At 50.0% G+C, this 23,450-nt stretch carries 20 protein-coding genes; 9 read left to right on the top strand and 11 right to left on the bottom strand.

Annotated elements, in window-relative coordinates; all coding sequences use genetic code 11:
- Positions 1 to 34 precede the first annotated feature (34 nt).
- From ACFS25_RS12885 to ACFS25_RS12860, 6 genes are read left to right on the top strand one after another with little or no spacing between them, the layout of a single operon-like run.
- Positions 35 to 766, top strand: a complete 732-nt coding sequence (locus tag ACFS25_RS12885; RefSeq protein ID WP_381501156.1) for a phosphatase PAP2 family protein — start codon at positions 35 to 37, stop codon at positions 764 to 766.
- A 45-nt stretch (positions 767 to 811) separates the two neighbouring features.
- On the top strand, positions 812 to 1,975 hold the full coding sequence (locus tag ACFS25_RS12880; RefSeq protein ID WP_381501154.1) for a tetratricopeptide repeat protein: 1,164 nt from the start codon (positions 812 to 814) through the stop codon (positions 1,973 to 1,975).
- A gap of 9 nt (positions 1,976 to 1,984) precedes the next feature.
- Positions 1,985 to 3,244: a TolC family protein gene (locus tag ACFS25_RS12875; RefSeq protein WP_381501152.1), complete on the top strand. Its 1,260-nt coding sequence runs from the start codon at positions 1,985 to 1,987 to the stop codon at positions 3,242 to 3,244.
- Positions 3,245 to 3,272: 28 nt separating this feature from the next.
- Entirely contained in the window at positions 3,273 to 4,229 is a 957-nt protein-coding gene (locus tag ACFS25_RS12870) for an efflux RND transporter periplasmic adaptor subunit (RefSeq protein ID WP_381501150.1), read from the top strand.
- Positions 4,219 to 7,314, top strand: a complete 3,096-nt coding sequence (locus ACFS25_RS12865; RefSeq protein WP_381501146.1) for an efflux RND transporter permease subunit — start codon at positions 4,219 to 4,221, stop codon at positions 7,312 to 7,314. The genes ACFS25_RS12870 and ACFS25_RS12865 overlap by 11 nt, the downstream gene beginning before the upstream one ends.
- A gap of 11 nt (positions 7,315 to 7,325) precedes the next feature.
- Positions 7,326 to 8,342 carry a YncE family protein gene (locus tag ACFS25_RS12860; RefSeq protein WP_381501145.1) on the top strand — a complete coding sequence of 339 codons (1,017 nt, stop codon included), beginning with the start codon at positions 7,326 to 7,328 and terminating at the stop codon, positions 8,340 to 8,342.
- A gap of 80 nt (positions 8,343 to 8,422) precedes the next feature.
- Here ACFS25_RS12860 and ACFS25_RS12855 read toward each other — a convergent pair whose 3' ends face one another.
- The 7 genes from ACFS25_RS12855 to ACFS25_RS12825 all read right to left on the bottom strand — a co-directional run bounded on the left by ACFS25_RS12855 (position 8,423) and on the right by ACFS25_RS12825 (position 18,326).
- Entirely contained in the window at positions 8,423 to 8,911 is a 489-nt protein-coding gene (locus ACFS25_RS12855; protein ID WP_381501143.1) for an RES family NAD+ phosphorylase, read from the bottom strand.
- Positions 8,911 to 9,333 carry a type II RES/Xre toxin-antitoxin system antitoxin gene (parS, locus tag ACFS25_RS12850; protein WP_381501139.1) on the bottom strand — a complete coding sequence of 141 codons (423 nt, stop codon included), beginning with the start codon at positions 9,331 to 9,333 and terminating at the stop codon, positions 8,911 to 8,913. Before parS ends, ACFS25_RS12855 begins: the two co-directional genes overlap by 1 nt.
- A 158-nt stretch (positions 9,334 to 9,491) precedes the next feature.
- Positions 9,492 to 10,937, bottom strand: a complete 1,446-nt coding sequence (locus tag ACFS25_RS12845) for a purple acid phosphatase family protein (protein ID WP_381501136.1) — start codon at positions 10,935 to 10,937, stop codon at positions 9,492 to 9,494.
- A 97-nt stretch (positions 10,938 to 11,034) separates the two neighbouring features.
- The gene (locus ACFS25_RS12840; RefSeq protein ID WP_381501133.1) at positions 11,035 to 12,456 is read right to left on the bottom strand and encodes a hypothetical protein; all 1,422 of its coding nucleotides are present in this window, start codon (positions 12,454 to 12,456) and stop codon (positions 11,035 to 11,037) included.
- Positions 12,457 to 12,494: 38 nt separating this feature from the next.
- Complete coding sequence (locus ACFS25_RS12835; protein ID WP_381501130.1) at positions 12,495 to 15,281, bottom strand: TonB-dependent receptor; 2,787 nt, start codon at positions 15,279 to 15,281, stop codon at positions 12,495 to 12,497.
- Between the two features lie 38 nt (positions 15,282 to 15,319).
- Entirely contained in the window at positions 15,320 to 17,218 is a 1,899-nt protein-coding gene (locus ACFS25_RS12830; RefSeq protein WP_381501127.1) for a metallophosphoesterase family protein, read from the bottom strand.
- Between the two features lie 82 nt (positions 17,219 to 17,300).
- The gene (locus ACFS25_RS12825; protein ID WP_381501125.1) at positions 17,301 to 18,326 is read right to left on the bottom strand and encodes a YncE family protein; all 1,026 of its coding nucleotides are present in this window, start codon (positions 18,324 to 18,326) and stop codon (positions 17,301 to 17,303) included.
- 710 nt (positions 18,327 to 19,036) lie between these two features.
- Between ACFS25_RS12825 and ACFS25_RS12820 the strand changes: the two genes are divergently transcribed.
- Positions 19,037 to 19,348: a hypothetical protein gene (locus tag ACFS25_RS12820; RefSeq protein WP_381501122.1), complete on the top strand. Its 312-nt coding sequence runs from the start codon at positions 19,037 to 19,039 to the stop codon at positions 19,346 to 19,348.
- An 80-nt stretch (positions 19,349 to 19,428) separates the two neighbouring features.
- On the opposite strand, the gene ACFS25_RS12815 is transcribed toward ACFS25_RS12820, so the two are convergent.
- Genes ACFS25_RS12815 through ACFS25_RS12805 form a run of 3 tightly spaced genes read right to left on the bottom strand, consistent with a single transcriptional unit; the run spans position 19,429 to position 22,698 of the window.
- Entirely contained in the window at positions 19,429 to 20,196 is a 768-nt protein-coding gene (locus tag ACFS25_RS12815) for an APC family permease (RefSeq protein ID WP_381501119.1), read from the bottom strand.
- 3 nt (positions 20,197 to 20,199) lie between these two features.
- On the bottom strand, positions 20,200 to 21,930 hold the full coding sequence (locus tag ACFS25_RS12810; protein ID WP_381501117.1) for a M28 family metallopeptidase: 1,731 nt from the start codon (positions 21,928 to 21,930) through the stop codon (positions 20,200 to 20,202).
- A gap of 21 nt (positions 21,931 to 21,951) precedes the next feature.
- The gene (locus ACFS25_RS12805) at positions 21,952 to 22,698 is read right to left on the bottom strand and encodes a MetQ/NlpA family lipoprotein (protein ID WP_381501114.1); all 747 of its coding nucleotides are present in this window, start codon (positions 22,696 to 22,698) and stop codon (positions 21,952 to 21,954) included.
- Here ACFS25_RS12805 and ACFS25_RS12800 point away from each other — a divergent pair.
- Together ACFS25_RS12800 and ACFS25_RS12795 are read left to right on the top strand one after the other, a co-directional pair.
- Positions 22,697 to 22,918 carry an ATP-grasp domain-containing protein gene (locus ACFS25_RS12800; protein WP_381501111.1) on the top strand — a complete coding sequence of 74 codons (222 nt, stop codon included), beginning with the start codon at positions 22,697 to 22,699 and terminating at the stop codon, positions 22,916 to 22,918. The genes ACFS25_RS12805 and ACFS25_RS12800 overlap by 2 nt on opposite strands.
- Positions 22,915 to 23,121 (top strand): hypothetical protein, encoded by a 207-nt coding sequence (locus ACFS25_RS12795; protein WP_381501108.1) that lies wholly within the window; start codon positions 22,915 to 22,917, stop codon positions 23,119 to 23,121. Before ACFS25_RS12800 ends, ACFS25_RS12795 begins: the two co-directional genes overlap by 4 nt.
- Here the strand turns inward: ACFS25_RS12795 and ACFS25_RS12790 are convergent.
- Positions 23,099 to 23,305, bottom strand: a complete 207-nt coding sequence (locus tag ACFS25_RS12790) for a DUF1684 domain-containing protein (RefSeq protein ID WP_381501105.1) — start codon at positions 23,303 to 23,305, stop codon at positions 23,099 to 23,101. The two genes, ACFS25_RS12795 and ACFS25_RS12790, sit on opposite strands and share 23 nt — an antisense overlap.
- Positions 23,306 to 23,450: the final 145 nt, after the last annotated feature.

Here is a 23,450-nt window from a genome sequence, read left to right as displayed (position 1 = left end):
TGGGTCGATAAGAGACGCTATGAATTATTAACTTATGAAACAAAACAGGCGCTTCGGCTCCTGGGTGCTTAGCTCCTGGTTTTTTCTGCTTCCAGTAGTCGCATCCTTTGGACAACCGCTAAACACCGTTGCCCTTCGCGCATCCTGGGACAGTATTCCAACTCGTCCCACTACGTTCCGATGGGTTGCGCCGACGGTGGTGATACCCGTTGGATTAGCCTTATCACCTGATTATTCAACTAGTCATTTCGACCGATTTTATGTCCGAAGTGAACTTCAGAATAAAATTCACTTTCGCACCCATGCCGATAATTACCTGCAATACGGCCCCGCTGTAGCTTGGGCCGGGTTGAGTCTGGCGGGCGTAAAAGGCCGGTCGCAACCTTTCGACCGGGCTGGTATTGCGCTGGTGGCTCACGGCATCATGACAGTCGTGGTGCTGAGCTTGAAACAAGTTACCCACGAACTTCGCCCCGATGGGTCCGACTCCTATTCATTTCCATCGGGACACACGGCCCTGGCGTTTACAGGAGCGGGTTTGCTAAATCGGGAGTTTGGCGAAGTTAGTCCCTGGATTCCCATTGGTGGCTACGCAATGGCCACCTCGACCGGAATCTTACGGTTAACCAATGATAAACACTGGATATCGGACGTACTGGTTGGAGCCGGTATTGGCTTGTTGTCCACCGAAGTTGCGTACCATGTTTATCCGTGGCTGAAACAGAAATTGGTACGGCATAAAGTCGCCCCTCATCAGGTTAAGTAGGTAGGAGGCTAGAGATATTGCTTGATAAATAGAAAACTGACTAACATGAAAAAGGCTCAATTTCTTTCAAAATGGTTTTTTGCCGTTGTTGGTCTGCTTCTCTTATTATCCAGTCATACGCTGGCGCAGTACCCGATGATCAATAGTAACCCTACCGCTCGGGCTTTGGTGACGGCGGGGCTGGACCAAGTCTATGATTCTCAATTTACTGCCGCTGAAGCTACATTCACTCAACTAGCGAAATTAGCTCCCAACCATCCTTCCCTAGATTTGCTCCGGGGTGTTGGGTTATATTATCAGTGGTTCCCGGCCCGCACCGATATAAACCTGTTGCAACGCTGTAGGAAACAGTTAGAACTGGCCGCCCGAAAAGCCGACGACTGGCAGAAGGCGCAAAAGAAAACGGATGGTGAAGACCGCAGTACGACTACCCCCAGTGCGACTGCCCGGCCCGAAGCAATGTTTTTATACTTCACCGCCGAGGCTATGCTGGCGAAGATCGGCCATTACGAACACGAACCCTTCGTAGCTATTCGGCACGCCAAGAATGCCTATCCATTTATTCAGAAAGGGAAGGCTTTCCAGCAGCAATACCCCGACTTTTACCTCTCCACCGGTCTCTACAATTTCTATCGCGAGGTCTACCCGGAAATTCACCCATTCTACAAAACCGTTGCCTGGGTGATGACTTCCGGGGATAAAAAACTGGGCATGAATCAACTCCAGATCGCCACCCAAAAAGCCCTCCTTGTACGAACAGAAGCTATTCTCTACCTGACACATTTACTAACAGACTATGAAAATAAACCGGGCACAGCCCTCCCCTATCTGTCCCAATTGACGGTGCGCTACCCAGACAATCCCTTCTGGCGCTATAAATATGCCGAAGCCTTGTTGAGCGCTCATCAAACCGATTCCGTACCCGCCCTGATTGCACTACTGATGGCGGCTAAAGAGCCCGTTTATCAGCAGATGGGCACGCTTCTAAAAGCTCGCTATGCGCTGGAAATCGGCCAGTATGCGAATGCCAAATCGTTTGCGGGGGAAGTTGCGCGGAGTTCGGTAAAAGACGAGACGGTGCGAGCCTATGCCTATCAGGTACTGGCGAGGGTGGCCCGACAGGAAGGACAGGAAAAAATAGTCCGCCAATACTATAAACTAATGCTTGAATTTGCCGAATACCCGGTATTACGTAATGAGGCTCCCTAAATAAGCAGTATGCGAATAGATAAACGACTAGCATGGGTGAGTATTTGGGTGCTGCTTCAAGCAATTCCCGGCTATGGACAGGATTCCCTGGTTCACCGGAATCTAGCTTATTACCTCGACGCAGGACTTACCAACAGCCCCCTGCTGAAGGATAATATCAACTCCATTACACTGAACCGGCTCGACAGCCTGATTAATATTGCCATTAACAAACCCTATGTTCAGGCCATCGGTCAGTATCTCTATGCACCAGCCGGAACCAACTGGGGTTACGACCAGAACACAACCAACGGGGGCGCCTACACGGGGTTGATTCAGGCAAACAGAAATCTGCTGTACCGCCGGAACCTACGGATTCAGAACAACTTGAATTCAGCCCTGCGCGATTCATTGGTCAATACGGTTCACATCAATCAGAACGATCTACAGAAAGCCATTGTCGACCTCTATTTAACGGCCTATCAGGATTATCAGCAGATGGTCATTTTCGGCGATTTGTACCAGATTTTCTCCCGCCAGAACGAGGTACTGAAAGAACTACTTCGGAAAGCCTTGTTTAATCAGTCGGATTATCTGGCATTTCGGGTCGACTGGCAACAGAGCGAAGTGAATTACGAAGGGGCGAAAGTGCAGTTTTTACAGGATTTGCTGACGCTCAATACGCTCTGCAACATTGTCGAAACGAGCCTAGTACGATTAGAAAAGCCCAACCTTTCACCCCAGGCCCGCTTTACGATCGACGACAATCCATATTTCCTCCGCTACCGCTACGACAGCGTCATTGTGGAACGGAACCGCCGGGTTGTCGATATTTTTTATCGACCATCGCTGGACATCGTGGCCAATGCCGGCACCAACGCGATTAGCTCCGACCTGATTTCCCGGCGTTTTGGCTACAGCCTCGGGTTGAATTTTATCATGCCCATTTATAATGGGAACCAGCGTCGGCTGCAATATCAAAAACTCAACGTTGCGCAGCTGACCATCCGAAATTACCGCAATCAGTACCTAAACCGCTTCAACCTACAACTGCGAACTGTAAACGAGCAATTACGCGTGAATCAAAACTTGATTAGCATCACCGAACGGCAAAATACGGACGTTGAAAACCTATTGACTATCAGTCAGACCCGGCTGTATCGGGGCGATATATCGGCTATTGATTACCTGCTCATCGTGCAACGATATCTAACTAGCAAGCTGTCGCTGAACCAATTAACCATTCAGCGGCAACGATTCATCAACACCTTCAACTACCGTAACTTTTAACGTATTGACTTCATCCAAGCCTCAGCGTATGAGTAGACAGCTTTATTTCTTTGGGCTTATCGGGTTGCTCTTGCTGACGGGCTGCGGCTCGTCGTCAACCACCGGCACGGCGGGTACGCAGACAGCCACGGCCGACGCCCCCCGGCCCAAAACGCCGGTGGAGGTGACGACCATAAAAGATGACTCGTTTCGGGAAGAAAAAACGTTTCGGGGCCTGACGTATTACCTCACCAGTGGCGACATCAAATCGCCAATTGCGGGCTACGTCACCAAAGTGTATGTCAAAATTGGCGATCAACTTCGGAAAGGTGCGCCCCTGTTCGGTCTGGAAACCAAGGAAGCCTATGCGCTGGGTGGCAAAAATTACCTTAACGATCCGACGCTTAAAAACATCGGTCAGTTGATCATCCGCGCCCCTGACACGGGCCTAATTACATTGGTACAGGCCGAAGAAAACGAGTACGTGCAGGATGGTACGGTGCTGGCCTCATTCTCGGCACCCGACATGTTTGTTTTTCTGATCGAGGTACCCGTCGAGCAGGATTCGTCAGTGCACGTGGGCAGCGTTTGCCGCATTCAGTTACCGAATGGTCGACGCATTGCCGGACGAATTTCCCGAACGCTGGCCATGGCCGACTCGCTCTCGCAAACCGAGCGATTCGTAGTCAAGCCGGACCGCCCGATGGTATTGCCTGCCCGGCTACAACTTAACATTACGTTTACCAACCAGCAACATAACAACGCCCAGTCGTTGCCTAAGGAGGCCGTTCTAGCCAATGAACTCCAGACCGATTTCTGGGTCATGAAGCTCGTCAATGATACCACGGCGATAAAAGTGCCGGTCAAAATTGGCCTTCAGCGCGAGACCCGTATCGAGATTCTCAGCCCTCGGTTTGCACCTAAAGACCGCTTCGTCAGTAAGGGCGGCTACGGATTGGCCGATACCTCATCGATCACCATAAACCGACCCGCCAATGCCCACTGAGCAATCTGCCGCGCGACCCGGTTTTTTCCGCTTTCGCAAGCCGATTCTAGGTCTGCTTCTCCTGCTATTGGTGGGCGGTATTTTCGCGTATCGAAGTATTCAGGTATCCTTATTTCCTGACCGAACGTTTCCCAAAATTAAAGTCATTGCCGACGCGGGCGAACAGCCCGTAGAGCTGATGATGGTGGCCATTACGCAACCGCTGGAAAATGCTGTCAATCAGGTGGAAGGCGTCGAAATGGTGCGCAGTACCACCAGCCGGGGCAGTTCTGAACTGTCGATTTACCTGAACTGGTCAGTGGATATGGACGTATCGTTGCAACGTGTCAATGCCCGGATCAACCAGATTCAGAATACCTTACTGCCCAATACCGTTCTATCGGTGGAGAAAATGTCGCCATCGATTCTGCCGGTGATGGATTTCGCGCTGAGTTCGAAGAGCCGCGATTTGATCGAACTGCGGAAGCTGGCGATTTATACGATACGCCCGTATCTGAGCCGGGTAACGGGCGTATCGAATGTGCAGGTGATGGGTGGCCGCACCAAAGAATATTGGATCATACTCCAACCCGATAAACTAGCCAGCCTGAACGTAACACCGGCGGCCATCACAACCGCTCTGGCGGCCACGAACTTCATCCAGGCCGACGGGCTGGTTTCGGATTACAACCGCCTTTACCTGACACTCACCGATGCGACGGTTCATTCCCGCCAGGATGTTGAAAACATCATCATTCGCAGTGATGGGCAAAGAGTGCTTCGTTTAGCTGATGTAGCAACCATAGAACTTCACGAGCAACAGGAGTACACCAAGATTGAAGCGAATGGCAAAGAAACGGTACTGGTCAACGTCGTCAAGCAACCGTCGGCCAATTTGATTAGCCTGAGCAACGGCATTACCCAGAAAGTGAAGGAGTTGAAGAACTTGCTCCCCGCCGACGTAACGCTGACACCCACCTATGTACAGGCCGACTTTGTGAGCGACGCCGTAAAAAGCGTGACCGATAGTATTTTTATTGGGCTGGTGCTGGCCATCATTGTTACCAGCTTATTCCTGCGGTCGCTGAAAGCCAGTTTCGTCATTCTTCTCACGATTCCCATTATTCTGGCGTCTTCAATTCTAGTCTTGTTCGTGATGGGCTACACGCTCGACATCATGACGCTGGGCGGTATTGCAGCCGCTATCGGACTGATTATCGATGATGCCGTCGTGATTGTGGAACAGATTCACCGGGTAGAGGAAGAGCCCGGCCGGCCCGCCGGTGCGGTGGATTCGCACGAAGGCAAGTCGGACGCCCAGATGATTCAGCAAGCCATTAGCTACCTCTTTCCGGCCATGGTTGGTTCGTCGCTCAGCACCATTGTCATTTTCATTCCATTCTCGCTGATGAGCGGAGTCGCGGGAGCGTTCTTCAAGGTGTTAGCCATGACGATGGTCGTTACGCTCACCTGCTCATTCCTTATTACGTGGCTGGGTTTGCCCGTGATTTACGGGTTGTTTGGTTCGGGTAAGAAAAAACAGAAAGATACCGCGACGCACCCCGCTATTGGCAAAATACTATCCGTTTTCATTCACCGACCCTGGATCGCACTTGGACTGGCCGGGGCGATGGCGCTCGCTGTCGGTCTGATTTATAACCAGTTGGAAACAGGTTTTCTACCTGACATGGACGAAGGGTCCATCGTGCTTGATTACCACTCCGAGCCAGGAACCTCGCTCGCAGCAACCAACGTCATGCTCACGGGGGTCGATCAGCAGCTAAAAACCGTTCCGGAAGTAGCCGCGTATTCACGACGGACAGGTGCGCAGATGGGCTTTTTTATTACCGAACCCAATGGAGGTGATTACCTGATTTCGCTCAAAAAAGACCGAACCCGCTCCACCAACGAAGTTATCGATGAATTGCGGGGTAAAATAGAAGCCACCCAACCGGGCCTCACCGTTGATTTTGGGCAGGTCATCGGTGATATGCTCGGCGATTTAATGAGTGAACCCAATCCTGTGGAAGTGAAAGTGTTTGGCAATCAGCCCGCCGAGCTTCGTCCATTGGCCGATCAGGTCAGCGGCATCGTAACCCGGGTTTCCGGCACAGCCGATGTTTTTAACGGCATTACCATCGCCGGACCGTCGGTCGTATTCACCCCAAAATCAAGCGCCTTGTTGCAATATGGGCTGACACCCCTTGACCTGCAAAACCAGTTGACGACCCGGTTGATGGGCAACGAGGTTGGCAATATTCTGGAAGGCAACCAATTCATCAAAATGCGGTTAAAGTACCCCGGCACGAGCAGTGATTTACAGCTTCTCAAGCAAAGCCCTGTTTTTACTGCCGATGGCCGCAGCCGTCTGCTATCCGACTTTGCCAACGTTCGGGTCGATTCGGGGAGTGCCGAAATTCAACGGGAAAACCTGCAACCGATGGTCGCCATTACAGCTAGTCTGGCTAATCGCGATCTGGGCAGTGTGATGGGCGAAATTCAGCAGAAAGTTGGCACTGGCGTAACCTTGGCATCCGGGCAGCACATCGAGTATGGTGGAGCCTACGCCCAGCAACAGCAATCCTTCCGGGAGTTGCTGCTCATTCTCGTATCAGCTTCACTGCTGGTATTCATTGTGTTGCTGTTCTTATTTCGGGATTTGAAAGCCGCCGGGCTGATTCTATTCATTTCGGTTTTGGGTGTATCAGGATCATTTATTGCCTTGTTTATTACCAAAACCCCACTGAACGTGGGTAGCTATACAGGCATAATTATGATTGTGGGCATCATTGCCGAGAACGCCATTTTTACGTTTCAGCAATTTGCCATTTACCACCAGACGGCCCCAGTCGCTGAATCCATCGAGTTTGCCATTTCGGCCCGGATTCGACCTAAACTCATGACCGCCACCAGTGCCATAATCGCGCTGATGCCGCTGGCCTTAGGCATTGGCACGGGGGCGCAACTCCATCAACCATTGGCCATTGCCGTGATTGGCGGATTCTGTGCCGCCCTGCCTTTATTACTCTTGATTTTTCCCGGCCTATTACGATTAGCGTACAAAGACAAACCAGTTAATCAACTGATTGTAAACCCAATAAACTAAATCAAATTCCTATGAAAGCGTTTTTAATCTCTGTTGCATGTCTGTGTTTAACGGGCTCTCTCTTCGCCCAATCGGCGAATTATCACCTCGTCAAGAAAACCATCATCGGGGGCGAAGGTGGCTGGGATTACCTGATGGCCGATGCGGATGGTGGCCGGCTATACATCTCGCACGGTACACAGGTGGACGTACTCGACCTGAAAAGCCACGAAAAACTTGGGGTTATCACCCCTACACCAGGTATTCACGGCATCGCCGTTGTTCCAGGTACATCTGTTGGCTACACCACCAACGGACGACCCAACACAGCCACGATGTTTGACACGAAGACCTTCAAAGCCACCAAAGAAATCCCGACGGGGAAAAAACCCGATGCTATTATGTATGACGCCTTCTCCAAACGCGTCTTCATCTTCAACAATGAAGGTAATAGTGCAACGGTACTAGACGCAACCACTGGCAACGTAGCCGGTACGGTTGAATTGGGTGGTGCGCCCGAAGCGGCCGTCAGCGATGACCACGGCCTGATTTTTGTCAATCTGGAGGACACCAATGAGTTAGCCGTTTTTGACGCCAAGTCACTGTCTGTCAAGCATCACTGGAAGTTAGGCAAGGGCGAAGAACCTACAGGACTGGCTTTTGACAAACCGCGTCACCGGCTGTTCAGCACCTGCAACAAGGTCATGGTTGTACTGGATTCGCAAACGGGCAAGGTGCTGGCGGAAGTACCGACAGGGAGCGGAACCGATGGAGCGGTGTTCGACACCTCGACCGGTTCGGCCATCAGCTCCAACGGCGAAGGTACGTTAACGGTCGTGAAGGAAGTAAAACCGGGACAATTTGAAGCGGTTCAAACGGTAACGACCCAGCGCGGTGCCCGCACCATCACCATTGACCCTAAAAGCCACCACATTTTTGTAACAACGGCTGAATTTGGTCCTGCGCCAGCTGCCACGACTGAAAACCCAAAGCCGCGTCCTGCGGTAAAACCAGGAACGTTCATGGTGCTGGAATACGCAGCCAAGTAACATAACCAGCTATCGACCTTGTAGGAGTTTTGTAAAAACGTGGCACAGCTTTTTGCAAAACTCCTATTTCTTTTCTAAAATCACAGCGTAGCCGTTGGCAACCTCGGATCAACTGGATACGGTTCAATCTGAATAACGCGACACTCCGCCCGTAACGGATGCAGTGGGTCCAGTAGCACATTGCGCGATGGCGATAGAGGAACCACTGCCGACAGCAAAGCAAGACACAACGTACGGTGCTGCCGAAACTGCGCGTCGGCAAATTGGGGTAAACCCATTGGCGTCACATATGGATTATTCCAGCCAACGGGTAATTCCTGAGCTTCCAGCCACGTAATGGCCTCATCAGGTATTTCGATTTCGCATAGAATCAGGGGAGGCAAATCGGCCAGGGGTGTTCCCTCCAAGTGAACCATATATTCCAGAAAACACAGTTCAGGCGTCGTGGCCATGTATACCATTGGTCGCCCGCGAAGGTTCCAGCGGCCACCACGCAATTGCGCACCAATGCCGTCCAAGATAGTGTCACGATGACTGTCTGTTTGAATTCGGTATAATGTCCTCAACATCAGCTAAAGACACCATATTCAATTCGTCCTACAATGTCTTCAACCAGCTGAACACCTGTCGAACTGTCCAGCAGGTCTAACGGTGAACGGTCATTCAAAAGTCGGAGCGGTCGGCGGAGCCAGCGTGTAAATTTGCCCTTATCCTGGAAAACGGTTGCCCCATACGTAGCCAGCCGAGTCAGTAACAGCAATCGCTCAGAGGTTGCCGCGTCGAGTTGCTGAACGTTGGCTTGCCGGTGAAATGTCGCCACCGATTGGTTCAGCAACCGGGCCATTTCCTTATCGGTAACGCCAAGCAGACCTGCTACATGCCCAGTTTCAGCACCCGCCAAACCCTGCCGCGAGCGGTCAATAAGTTGAAGTGCCGTGAGAGAAGCATACGAATACGTTCCTTGTCCTGAAATGAATGCTTGCGTTGCCATAATCGAAAGGATCATTTGATTGTAACATAACACGCATTTGCGACTAATCGTTCGTTGGACTCAGTTCTTACGACTACATTCTGGATAATCACAAGAGCGACGCTGTCAGCTAATAGACTCTTCCTTTACCCAGCCGACACAGTATCTGAAGGTTCCCACTACTTGGTTACTCTAAAGGAATCGAGTTCTTTGCCGTTCACATCAATCTGGCGGATAGTCAGTGTCTTGCCATCCACATCGGCTACTGTCAGGGAATGGACGTTAGAATAAAACTTATTCGTAAACTTCTGCCAAGAGTCTGGATCATTGTTCTGCTCCGGGTTATAAAGTGTTTGACCACCCGCACCCGTCACCAGATAAATGATTCCCTTTGGTGTAGTGTCGGTCTTGCCGTTAAATGATTTGTCGAGCGTCCATTGGCCGTTTACAACCCGACCACGGGCCGTTTTAGCCCCCATGCTGGCTACCAGCAGAACGCCCTTTTTGTCGGGAACAAACGTCAACGGGAACGAACGTTGGTAGTTATGCACGTGGCCTGTAAAGACCACATCGACCTTACCTTTTTCAAATAAAGGGGATAAAAGCCGGGTGTGCTGCTGCTCATAATGCTCCCGCGCCGAGTTGAAACCTGGATGGTGGAACATCACAAACCGCCACGTAGCATCTTTGGCGCTGGCTAAATCGGCGGCTATCCAGTCTTGCAACGCTTTGTCCGTAAAGTCGACGTAGGGGTTCGAATCAATCACCGTCCAATGAGCGTTCCCATAATCGAACGAGTAATTCGACATTTTCAAATAGGCCTCGCCAGCCGCGTCAGTAAACGCTTTGCGGTTGTCGGCTGATGCCGTCAGCGTTGGCACAAGTGGACCGCCCTCTGTACCAGTTAGTCCGTTTAATGGTTGATTCCAGTAGTAATAATAAGCCAGTGCATCGGGGTATTTGTCCAAGTCACGCGTATCGGTATCGTGGTTGCCGGGCGCTACGATCATCGGCACCGACCGCAGCAAAGGTGCCCCTGCCGTATCGACTTGGTTGGCGTTATAAATCGGCCAGAAGCGAGAACGATACTCGGAAATCAAGCCACGTTCATAAACAATATCACCGGGCACGACCACGAAATCGGGTTTAGCCAAATAAGCGCGGGAAGCCAGTTTTTTCTGAGCTGGGGTCTCTGCCCCAATATCGGCGAAAGCCACAAATCGGTATGGCTGGTCAGCCCGTTTCGATGCCTGCGCCTCGGCAGCAAATACGACCTTTCCCGCTTTCGATACCCGGTAGTTGAACTTGCGGCCCGGCGTCAGACCCGTAAAGGTAGCCTTGTAGACCAGATGCGGCTCAATACCAGCAACTGCCACCCGAACGGATGTAGGCGCGTCGGTTTTCTTCCAGAGATTACTGGATTTGGTTTGATAGTCAACCGTCCAATCGGTGCTGCCGTCTGGCGAATGCCAGAGCAGTTGAAGGGTTTCGGGGGAGGGTGTACGCCCGATCTGGAGATAAGGTCGGGCAATGAACGGCTCAACCGTTTTTTTATCCTGTGCTGAACAGGCCTGTGCCAGCGCAAACTGCCCTAACAGTAACAGGAGTATAAGTTTATTTTTCATCGAAATGGATCGATATTGATTTAGAAAACAGTAACGCCTATTGCGCTAAAAGCTTCGGGTAAGCGATCTTTTAGCGCAATAGGCGTTGGCTCTATTCTTAGTGAAGATTGCCTTTACCGTTGCTTGGGTATGCACCCATGTCAGTGCTGGGTGGTGTAATTTCCGTTGAACCGAAGTTAGGGCTCACGGGCACCACAGTCAGCGGACTGAAGCTGGTCGTTCCCTTGCCAATTGCGGGTGATGTTGACTGTAGCCGGAAGTTCCATGTTCCAACAAAGCTAGCATCGGCAATTTTCTTGGTCGCCACATAAGGCAGGGGGAAATTAACGAACTGTGGGTTGTTTTTCTGAACTACCGCCGAACCGTCGTAAGCCTGACCGGGCTTGTAGCCAGCGGGCAGGAAGGACGACGGAGCCGGAATATCGGTGGTCTGCGGCTTGGTCGTGAATAGAACCGGATAAATCTGGTTCGCCATCTTTAGCGAATCGACGTAGTTGTAATTATAGCCATATTTGATGTTAGCTGTATCGGCCACCACCAGCGCGTTGCCGCTATAGGACTGCGTCGCTCCTACGATGCGCGGACCATATTTGCTATCAACCATCAGGTTGTTGTAATACCCACCCTTTGAACCTTCTTCAAAGTTAATCGAGCCGCCCCGACCATCGGCAGACCGGCGGTAGCCATTTGCCACTAGTGTGTTGTTATAGAAAAGAACATTGGTTTGTGGCTGCCCGGGTTTCTGACCATTATTAGATGCCTTTGGTCCGTTAGTAGCCGCGCCAATCACCACATTGTAAGCAAAATTACCTACCGTACCGCCCTTAACGTTCCAGGCTTCTCCGCCCGTGAATCCACATTTTTCAAAGGTATTCCGCATCACGTTGTAGCGGCCACCAAAGGGGCGCATCGGGTCATCGACCGAGCCATAAATCCATGAATCCTCTACGACTACGATTCCGTCCGAGTTAGCCGACGAGACCACATAGGCTTTACCGCCATTAGCAATAAACGATACGGGTGAGGTTACCACCGTACCTCCACCAAACTCCAGGTGCGTCCATTTGATGATGATATTTTTGAACATCGTTTCGCCCAAAATACCACCCCACAAACCCGCATAAGCCGGATCTTTGGTTACGTCAGCGCCAAGAACGTCGGTTTTAGTAGCCGTAGGAACCGTAAAATAGATTGGTTTTTCCTGCGTTCCCAGAGACAGCAGGGAGCCTTTCACGATAAAACTCCACACGCCCTTGCCATCGAAATGTACTTTAGCACCTGGCTGAACGACCAGCGTATCGCCTTCATTGATAAATACATCGCCGGTAACCCGGTAGGTTGAGTCGGCCAGGAGTGTCCCCTTCACCACGCCAGACAACGGCGTTTTCGTGCTAATGGCAACCCCGGCTTTAAAAAATGGAGCCGACACCTGCACATCTTCTGATTTGCTGCAACCGGTAAGTCCGGCAATCAGTCCAACAGCAACAGCTGCCAAACCTAAACGATTCTGATAGTTCATAGTTGAAAAAAATAAAGAAGTATTAAGTACTGAAAACGTTAGTGTTTATAGCGGAACCCGATCAGGTAAGACTGACCAAACAGGTCTTTCTGCACCAGAATCCGGTCGGTACGAAGTTGATCGGGTAGATTAGTTAATGAGTTGGGCTTCAGAATCTCGGAGATGATCGGGTTGTTAAGCAGGTTAGTCAGCTTGGCAAAAACCGAGAAGCGGGAGGCCGAGCCCCGCTTGATCCCAAATCGTTTTTCCGCCGAGAAATCCACTTGCGATGTGCCGCGTTGCCAATAATCCAGACCCAGATAGGGCGAAACGACATTGATCCGTTTGCCCGTATAAACCCAAGCCAGTTGCGCATCGACGTTGACCCGTTGGTTCTTATAGACCAACGATAAGTTTGCGATATGATCCGACTGGCCCTGCAACGGACGGGTTTGCATCCCATCGGTTACAACGGTCGACCCTTGTGCGTCTCGGCCATAAATTCGCTTGCTGGTTGTGATGCTTGACTTGGTGAAGGTGTAGTTACCCGTTACGCCCCAGTCGCGCCAGAATTTGGCAAACACCAGTTCAGCCCCAAAGTTGGTAGCTGTTCCGAAATTGAGCGGCTGGTAAACTGTGTTGACATTACTGACGACATTAAACCCGTATTCAATGGGGTCTTTGATGTTCTTGTAAAAGCCCCCGATCAGCAATTGCTGGCTACCGCCCGGAAAGAATTCATAGCGCAGATCGATGTTATCAGCTACAGTGTGCTTAAGGTAGGGGTTACCCGATTCGGTGTAGTAGTCGCCGGGAAAGTTGGCCGGTACAAGATCAAAATAGCCCGGTCGGCTGATACCCCGAAAGTACGAAACCCGGATATTTTCCTGATTCGACAACTGGTATTTGAGGTGTAGACTCGGCAATACGTCTAGGTAGCTGATCTTTCCGGTCTTTCCCGTCGATGTGACCGGTAGTTGCGATATGTAAGACTGGTTCGTGTTTTCGAACCGCACACCCCCAACTAACTGCCAGCGTTCGGCCAGCGTAACTTTACCCTGCACATAACCAGCCGCAATTTGTTCTTTGGCGGTATAGTTGTTCCCATTCGCACTGTCCGACAAGGCCGTCGCAATGGGAAAGAACGATAAGGTCGCCTGGTTAATGGTGGTATATACCTGTCGGTCGCCACCGGGCAATACCGTCGATAAGCTGTAATCATTGTAATAGTTATTCCGGGCTTTGTCGCGGTACATGCCACCCACCGATAGTTCAGCGTTCGGGAGCGGGTTATACGTAAGGTTGACGTAACCCGTCAGATCGCGATCACTGTTACGGGTCCAGATGTAGCTCACCGGGTTGATAAACTGGGCTCCCCGAACAGGCTTACCATCCACATCCGGCTCTACCCGGTAGGTAACGCCGAAATTAGCCCAGCTTGGTGTTTGGCTCTTCGCTTGTGAATAAACAGCCGACCAGTTCAATTTGAGTCTTGGATTGGTTGACTTCCCCAGCAGCACATGGTCTCCCTGCAAGGTGGCGTTATAGATGTTCTGCCGCCGAAATACCGACCGCTCGCTGGTGCTGATATCGCCGAATGTAGTCAGTTGATCACCCAGAATGGTCCGGTGCTGCTTGTCGTCAAGTTGCATGTATAACCCATAGAGGCTCAGTCTGTGGCGACTCGAAAACGCGTAATCGAACTTGGCATTCAACCCCGTCCGGGCCTGTTCGTTGGAATTTACCCGGTTATCGACCGATGTAAAAATGGGTGTATTGGGTTGGGGATCAGGGCTTGGCTGACCATTAATAGTAAAAAACGTCGTGGTACCGCCCCGGTAGGTGTGTTGGTAGCTGCCACCCAGCAGAAAGCCTAACCGACGGTTGAAAATCCGGTTACCAATAGACAGACTGAACAACCCGTTTACCGGTAACGACACCTTGTTGTAATTGAGCGAGATGCGCGAAAACTGTGCTGGTTGCGCGTAGGCCGTGTTACTGCCCATTATTTCCGAAGGAGAACGGAAATTGATGTCTTTTGTGCTGAATCCCTGAAACGGCTGATTGCTGAAAATCTGACTGTACCCACCCGACGCGGTGGCCGTTAGAACCAGATAATCGGGAGCCGACTTCATAATCATGTTCATCGAGCCACCAATCGCATCACCTTCCATGTTGGGGGTGAGCGCCTTAACGACTTCCAGGCGTTCGAGTAGATCAGCCGGAAAAATATCCATCGGCACATAGCGATTTTTGTTGTCCGGACTGGGGATTTTGATCCCGTTGACCAGTGTATAGTTGTACCGCCGATCCATGCCCCGGATGATGGCAAATTGCCCGTCGCCGGTGCCGTTTCTCACCACCGATACGCCAGATACGCGCTGCAATACGTTGGCCACCGTAATATCGGGCAACAGAGAGATGGCCTTAGCTCCAATGATATTCAGGACATTATCGGCTTTCTGCTCCGTTCTCCGGGTATTATTTTCGTTTTCCCGGTCGCCGGATGCCATCACGACTACCTCAGCTAAATCGTGGCTGCTTTCCGCAAGCGTAAAATTGTGGACGACCATCGGTTCACTGGTAACCGTGATCGTTTTCTGGGCTTTCTGGTACGTAATGTATTGCACCAGGCACGTGTATGTTCCGGCGGGAACCCCTTTAATGAGGTAGTTGCCATCCAATCCGACCGTACCACCAAATTTGGTATTGGCCAGACTTACCGTAGCGCCGACCAATGGCTCACCGGTGCGGGCGTCCATAACGGAGCCTTTCAGTGTAGCCGCCTGGACCGTGAGCGATCCAAACACGAACAGCGTTAATAATGTGTAAAGCGTAGATTTCATAGACAAATTCGGTCTCATCGATGGTCAATGGATTTGGTTTAGCGCAGTTTTACGTCGCGACAAATCGTTCCAAACGTTTCGGCATTGAATGCTTTTAAACTGACCGTTGGTCCGTTCACGGAGATCAGGGCCAGTACGGGCGGCTCGGTGAAGTATTGAAACTGGTGCATCCAGGGCGTTGCCAGCATCGCGTAGGGAGCAGAACCCCCTCCCCCATTGTTGAGGTGATAGAATGGACGACTCAACTTCAGCTTCGGCAACGTATAGTTTTCCGGATACATCGGCGTATCGGGCGTTACGTGCAGGAAAGCGAAGTTGTGTTCATCACCAGATATGAAGGCCAGAAACTTTTTGCTCCTGTTAACACACAAATCCAGTAGTTGATCACGACGCTCAAGAATGCCCGTTTTTACCAGTGTTCCTGCCACCTTGGGTCGTTCGGCGTTAGTGCCTTCGTACCACATAGCGCCGTTCACGTGATCACCATTGGGAAATACAGCACTGTGCACATTGACGAAAATGTGGTCGATGGCCGGGTCCTTCTCCAGTTTCTGCATGGTTTCTGTCAGCCATTTGACCTGCGCATCCATGATGTAGCCTTCCGGCGATCCGTCAACGCCCGGATGGTGCGATTTCCAATATTCGGTATTCAGCACGATCATCCCGACATTGTCGTAGGTGTAGTAATACACGTTTTCCTGATACGAGGGGAAATCAACCTGCTTAGGATCAGGGTCGTAAGCCGTTCCATCTTCGCTGTCTGGACCATTGGTTGGGTGAACAAAGGCCCGGGCAAACGTGGCTTCCCCCGATTCGGTTTGATATGGAAACCGGTCAATCTTCGGATTTTTCTTGGTCTCTGGGTCTGGCGCGAACGTTAGGTAATTGACTTCATGATCGCCCATACCGGTATATACGGGAATCTTGTGCCAGAACGGTTCCAGAGCCCGTTTCCAATTGGCATACTCCATCAAGTGTCCATCTTCACTCGGATTACCACCAGTTGTCAGATCGCCCGTGGCCTGCATAAAAACGGCTCCATTTAGCAACGCAGCAGCCATGATCGCACGCGACGATTGGTAATTCGTCCCTCCGAAATCACGCTCTCCGCCACCCGTCGTTCCTCGATTCGAGCAGGCAAACGCGAACGTAAACGGCTTGCGACTACCCGAAGTCGGTGCCGTCCGAAACCGATGTTGGTCAGTTCGGGTAGCATACGTAATAGCATATACGTAATCGATTTCGGGCTGTAAACCAGTTAGTGTAAGTTCATGGTGGGTAGTTGCCTGCTGATCACTGAACGTCTGGTTGCCGACCGAAATCGTCGTTTTTACCGGCACCTGCGTTTCATACGAAATGACACAACCAGTAGAGCTTAATGTATTGATAAATGGCCCTTCAGTAACCGTAGGCAATACGGAGTAAGGCCCCTTACCACTGAATGCAACCCGCCCTTCATAGATGATTCGTCCGGCGCTGTCAAGGACCCGATAGCCGATAATGCCCTGACCTTTCTCGCTTAGATTAAAGAAATCGTTTGGTCCTTTAATTGCGCTTTTTATATCTAACAGGACTTTCCCGTCCTGAATCGAAACCGTACGGGGCAGAAACGCAACGGCTGGAAATTCGGCTTTTTCATTATAAGGACCGTAAGCCACTGTTCCAATAAAACCGGGTTTACTGAAGTCAAGAAGAATTCCCGTTTCATTACCGACCGGGCGGCCCAGCATCTGAGCAAGCGAATAGGCATCTTTTTTATCCAAATCGACTAGTTTCTGCCCGTTTCGGGTCAGCACAAGCTGCCCCGTTTCACTGTAGGTGAGGCCAGATAAAACACGGGGAATAATTGGCTGCGAGACCGATTGCGCCAGCGTAAGTAATGGGCATAGCGCGGCCAGGCAAGCCGTTTGTAAGGCTTTGTAGAAGAAAGACAACATGAGTAACGTAGTTGGGAGGACGTCGACAAACTGACGACCTGTTTTAAGGCTAAATAAAAATTGGTTTTAAGGCTTTTCCCAGTTACTGCTTTTGACTTGGACCGTAAACGTATACGCCGAATGTACCGGGCACTGGTGTTTTCCCATCGGCCTGATAATCAGCACCGCTTAGGTAAATACGGTGCGTTGTGCCCCGATGAACCATTGTTTTCTGGCCGGGTTTCGTTGTCAGCGTCTGAACAACAGAATAGGTATCGGGCGAATCCTGATGGATAATTGTGACATTACCTTCGCCGTTGGAGGTCATGATTAGTTTCAACTCTTTCTCATAAACGACCGCATCTACTCCACCCCCAATCGGCAGCGTCTGGACGATTTTTCCGGTCGAAGCGTCCATCACCACCAGCGTTTGAGGTTTACGACAGACCGAAAATAAGCGGTTCGTGCTCGCATCGAAAGCCAGTCCAGTCGGCACGCCACCGGGTGCTACAGGGTACTTGTTTTTTACTTTGAACGTCTTCGCGTCGAGTTCGAAAATTTCATTGGTATCTTCATTGTTGTTGAAGATGCTCCCTTTTTCGTTCGATACTGCAAACTCCGGCGCGCCCCCCATTTCTACCGTTCCAACGACTTTGTCTGTTGTCGCATCGATCACAACAGCATTGCCACTACCGTTGTTGAACACAAAAATCTGCTTCGTGCTCTTATCATACATGATCGCGTCCGGCTTCTTGCCCGTAATGGGTATCGTTTGCAACACCTTGAAGGTGTTGTAATCGAAAACAGTAATGGTGTTATCTGTCCCGTTCGTGATATAGCCTTTATTCAGATCTTTCGCCAGACCGATGCCATGAACTCCTTTCAGGCCTGTGATTTCACCGATGGCTTTGTTTGTGTTCAGATCAATAACGTGTACCCGGTCGAAGTGGGATACAAAGAGCCGTTCTCGTTCGCCATCCATTTTCAGGTAATCCCATTTGCCATCACCAGTAGGCAGGCCAATTTTCTCAATAAAGGAATACGTCGGCGTAGTTTGCGCTATAACTTGTACTTGGCTGGTTCCCAGCAGGAAGGAAGCAATAGCAATTTTTCTGATTAAAGAGAGCATAGTCGATAGTATGAAGAGGAAACTGTTTCGATCCTTTTCGCCAGCAAACTTATAGACTATTCCCAAAATACTTCACCCAATGAAAGAAAATTAACTATTTGATAATAAGCTGTTTATAATTTAATAACATTGAATATTTATATAAAAAGGCCATAACCATTCGACTGCGTTTAAAGGCAGGTCTATTGGTTATAGCTATGATATGGTGGAATTGGTTAATCGTTGAAGTCCATATGCAGACGTTCCATTTTACGTTGATTGCGTTTAGCTTTATCGCTGCCAAATGGCAACTGCACGGATAATTTATAGAACCGTACTTCCGGAAAATTACCGCAGCTCAATAAGTAGTGTTGAGCTGCGGCTGGAATAGAAGGCGGAAAGTTGGATTCATAATTAACGCAAAAGTGATAACCAATTTTGAAGCAAATCTGAAGTTGATGCAGATTTGATCAGCTTCTTTTAATAATTCGACTTACCCCTTTATTTGACCTCCCCCCAATAAACTGGCTCACCAAACGAAATAAAGACACTCCGAGTCTAAGAAAATCCTGGGGATCGGCTTTCACTCCAATCACTTAAACGCCGGTCCACCGTTGCGGTCGCAGAGTCTCAATCATTTCAATAGCTGATTTTTATCAGGTTAACTCGTCTGCTCTTTATTTACCTTGTAGGAGTAAGTTTCTTGTCGAACCTTATCCTCGCTCACTACAATGAATAATTTAGAAAAACAGGTGCAACAGCGTGTTAATCTTCTGGAATCTCATTATCGGGAATGGAATGAGATTTTAACTGTAGAAGCAGAAATGCGGTTTTTTTTAAAGGGTCAGCAGCGACAAAAAATTATACAGTTCACTAAGCTAGACTTATTGCAGCCTGTCAATATTGAATGGACAGACTTAATGAAACAACAGAGTCAGGAACGCGATAAGTTTGTCGAATTTAATGAAGTAAAGCGGCAACTCGTGCGTGATCGTCATAGAGCAGAAAAGATTAAGCTAACTAGTACAAATCCTACCTTTTAGAAGAGCACAGGAAAGCTTCAACAGGCACGGTGCATCTTCAAAATGTCGCATAAACTTTTGTTCATAATATCGTTGTAAGTTCATAAATCGGGTAGTGTACCGATGCAGACAAACTGTACAGAAATGAACAGCACCGCTACCGTTCCGATGGATACCAGCAACGACAACGGTACCGTTCGCTGGGGTTGTTGCACCTCCCCCGCCGGTATGGCCGCTACGTCGAAGCCCGAAAACGTAAAAATAATAAGCAATACAGCCTGCGAAAAGGAAGTGTAGTCCGGAAATTTGGGGAACGTAAAGGCAACAGTATCGACGAAAAATAAGCCCACTAGGGCGAATAGGCCAATCACCAATAATTTGCTAATAGTAAACACAGTATTCACCCGCGCCGACCGCTGCACACCCATGTAGTTTATAGCGGCTACACCAACAACCAACCCCGTCATTAAGCTGGCCCGCTCCCAGCCTGTCGCCAACTGGGGTCTGAACAGGGCCGCATAACTAACGAACAGGTTGCAAATGGAAGCAAACGCAGCCATGCGTGATAGCCAGAACAACCAGCCGACTTCAAAACCAATCAACGGCCCGAAGGCCACCCGAGCATACAGATACGGGCCGCCCGTGGCACTAAATCGGCTGCTCACTTCGGCAAAACACAGAATGATCAGCGTGACGACCGTCGCACTAACAACGTAGGCGAGTAAACTCCAGACGCCAATCAGCGCATACAGTTTCGCGTGTAACCCCAAGATACCTGCACCAATCGTGATGTTGATACTGAGCGCGATAAAATCGAACCGGCCAATACCCCGGAGTAATGGAGTCAATGAATCAGGTGTCTGTTTCACCCTTTATTTCGGTTTATTGGCCGTAGGCGAGCCAAACTTGGTTCCGAAAAAATCACCGGCATTCCATACAGGCCGCGTATCGGATTCGGCGGTGAGGTAACCGATCAGGAACTGCAACTGCACATGTCGGGCCGCGGCATTCCAATCGAATGGCTGATTCATGTCGTCCTGTGGGGTGTGGTAGATAGTTGCCCGCCAATCGAGGTTAAGTTTTGTGCCATTGCGGTCGTCGCCAGTTGTACTGCCACTTTTAATGTAGATAGCCGGAATTCCCTGTCGCACGAAACTAAAATGGTCGGAACGCATGAACACGGCCTGTTCCGGAATCGGGTCTTTGGCAATCTGCACGCCAACGAACTTCGCGGCTGATTCAACGGCCATTTTCATCGATGAATGCTCGGAGCCATACGGCACGATATCTAAAAGCGGATGAAAGAAAAACGGCATGTCAAGACACAGGTTTGCCACAATTTTATTTTTGGGGACAGTCGGATTACTGGCGAAATAATCGGAGCCGAGCAGGCCCATTTCTTCACCCGTTACGGCCACAAACAAAATGGACCGGCGGGGACTTTTGGGCAATGAGGCAAAAAGCCGGGCCGCTTCGAGGTTGATGGCAACACCCGACGCGTTGTCATGGGCTCCGTTATAAATCGAATCTCCCGGCGTTGATGCGCCCTTTATCGGTCGTCCGATGCCGAGGTGGTCCAGGTGCGACACATACACAACGTACTCATCCTTTAATTTGGGGTCGGAGCCCGGCAATAGGCTTACAATGTTTTCACCTACCAGCCCATCACTCAACTCAGTTTGCGTATGGGCACGAAGAGATACGTTCATCGGAAATGCCTGCGGCTTGTTCTGATTCGCATTTAAACGGGCTTGTTCAAAGGTCTTGGGCGCTTTTGTGAATAATATCCGGGTGGTTGAATCACCCATCGAGGCTATAACCCGTAGCTGCGGGAAGGTGCGTTGTGCCCGGCCTTGTAAATCGGTCCAGCGGTAAATAGCCTGGCGATTTCGCGGTGCATTAGCTTCCACACGAGCACTAACGTCGGTGGGTAAGCTGAAGGTAATCAGGCCAATCGCCCCGTGTGCAGCCGCGACCTCCTGCTTTGCCGAACTCGAATAAGCGCGTTGATTCGATGGAAAAGTAGATGGAGCCCCATTAAAACAAGCCACAATTTTACCCCGCACGTCAACACCCGAATAATCGTCGTACCCCAGTTCAGGTGCCGACACGCCAAACCCAACGAAGACAATTGGAGCTGAGACGTCGCTACTGGTCTGACCAAAGTTTGGACTCAGAATAAAGTTTTTGCCGTAGATAAGTGACTGCTCTTTTCCATCTTGAATCAGAGCAAGCGAACTGGCTTCTTCGCGGACCTGCGCCTTTCGCAAGGGCACAGCCTGCCGAAACGTACCGTTCTGCCCATGCGGTTTAAATCCGAGGGTTTTAAACTGTTTCTCAACGTATTGAGCCGCTAGTTCGTAGCCCTGCGAACCGGGTTTCCGACCGGCCAGTTTGTCATCAGCCAGGTAACGCATGTGTGCTTCAATGGCTTCTGGCCGAACACTCCGAGCCGCTTTCTGAGCATCGGCAGGGATAAGATTGGGCTGTGCTACACCTATTGAGCCCGCCAGCGAGAGCAGCAGCGTCAACAACTTAATTTTCAATGGAATCTGGACGAACTTGTTCAACGATTTAGTATAGCTTAAGCTTAATGTCTTCATATTCCAAAGTGATTGGCGCATCTACCAGCCTTTAATGGCAGCTCCTTTAAAGTCTTTTTTGGCGGCCTGTTCTACTTCAGCCGATTTGTAAGCCTGCACGAACTCCTTAACTTTTCGTTCATTTTTATTGTCTTCCCTAGCCCCGATTAAATTCACATACAGCGACTTTCGATCTTCAACGAATAAACCGTCACGACTGGGAATTAAATCGACCTGAGAAGCGAATGTATTGTTTATGATGGCAATGGTCACTTCCTTATCATCCAGTACCCTAGTTAGCTGGGGAGCCTCTAACTCCAGAATTTTAAGATTTTTCGGATTGGCCGTAATATCAGTGACTTTAGGCAGTAATCCGACATTATCCCTGAGTGTTAACAGACCATTTTTTTGCAATAATAGCAGGAAACGCCCTCCATTCGTTGGATCATTCGGAATAACAATGGTGCTGCCGGGTTGTAACTCGGTTAAGTTCTTGATTTTCCGGGAATAGGCCGCGATCGGATAAATAAACGTTTTGCCAACTATGGCCAGTTTGTAACCCCGCTGCTTGGACTGGAAGGCATTAACATCGAGATCACCCTGGTTCAGAGCTTCGTTGGGCACGACATAATCATTGAACGGCACCAGTTCGACCTCCAGACCATATTTCGCTTTGGCTACCTGTTGGGCAACCTGCGCTACAGAATATTCCAGACCAGATGATACGCCTACTTTAATATGTTTTTGGTCTTCCTTGTCTGTATTTCCTCCGCAATTCCATAAAAGCATGGTTGCCGAGGAACGCATTGCTAAAACTGCCCGGATCGACGTGGGTGGCGTTGAATATCTACTTGATAACCGCACAGGTGACGTTCTTTTCTACGATATCAATGCGTTATTCAATTTTGTAGCGGATGCGGTCAATAGAATTGGGTTTGATCCCTACGCGCGTTTTGTGGACTATTTGGAACAACAACTTCAGAAAACTCAACGTACTCAAGCCGTATGAAATTTGGTTATTGGATGCCCGTCTTTGGCGAGTGGCATCGTAACGTCGAGGACGAACAGATAACGGCCGACTGGTCGTACGTCAAAAAGCTGGCCCAACGGTCTGAAGAACTGGGCTATGACCTGACACTTATTGCCGAATTAAATCTAAATGATATAAAGGGCAAAGAGGCTCCCTCACTCAGCAGGTCGCGTAAGGCGTGAAAGCACAGGGTGGATTTGTAGCTTTATTGAAATCCAGATACGTATAGCCATCGGAATCAGGGCCCGACGCATCTAGGAACCGGCCACCGCCATAGGTTTCGTGCTTGTTGGTCTGATCGGCCAAAACGAAGTGCAACTGCCTAACACTTCCGGTGGTATCCAGGCTGTATTGCTTGCCATTCACTATAAATAACAATTTACCCGGAGAGTCCAATGATGTGTTTGAGAAACATATTTTATTCGATCTATTTGGGCGAAATGTATTTCGGGAGTAATAGGGCATCAAACCCTTCTGACTCATCTCGAACGTCTGTTGGCTGGCCTACCTA

Source organism: Spirosoma flavum, assembly GCF_042686045.1.
Classification (GTDB): Bacteria; Bacteroidota; Bacteroidia; order Cytophagales; family Spirosomataceae; genus Spirosoma; species Spirosoma flavum.
Note: the sequence above shows the minus strand (reverse complement) of the source record. Positions and strands in the feature narration are given on the sequence as shown.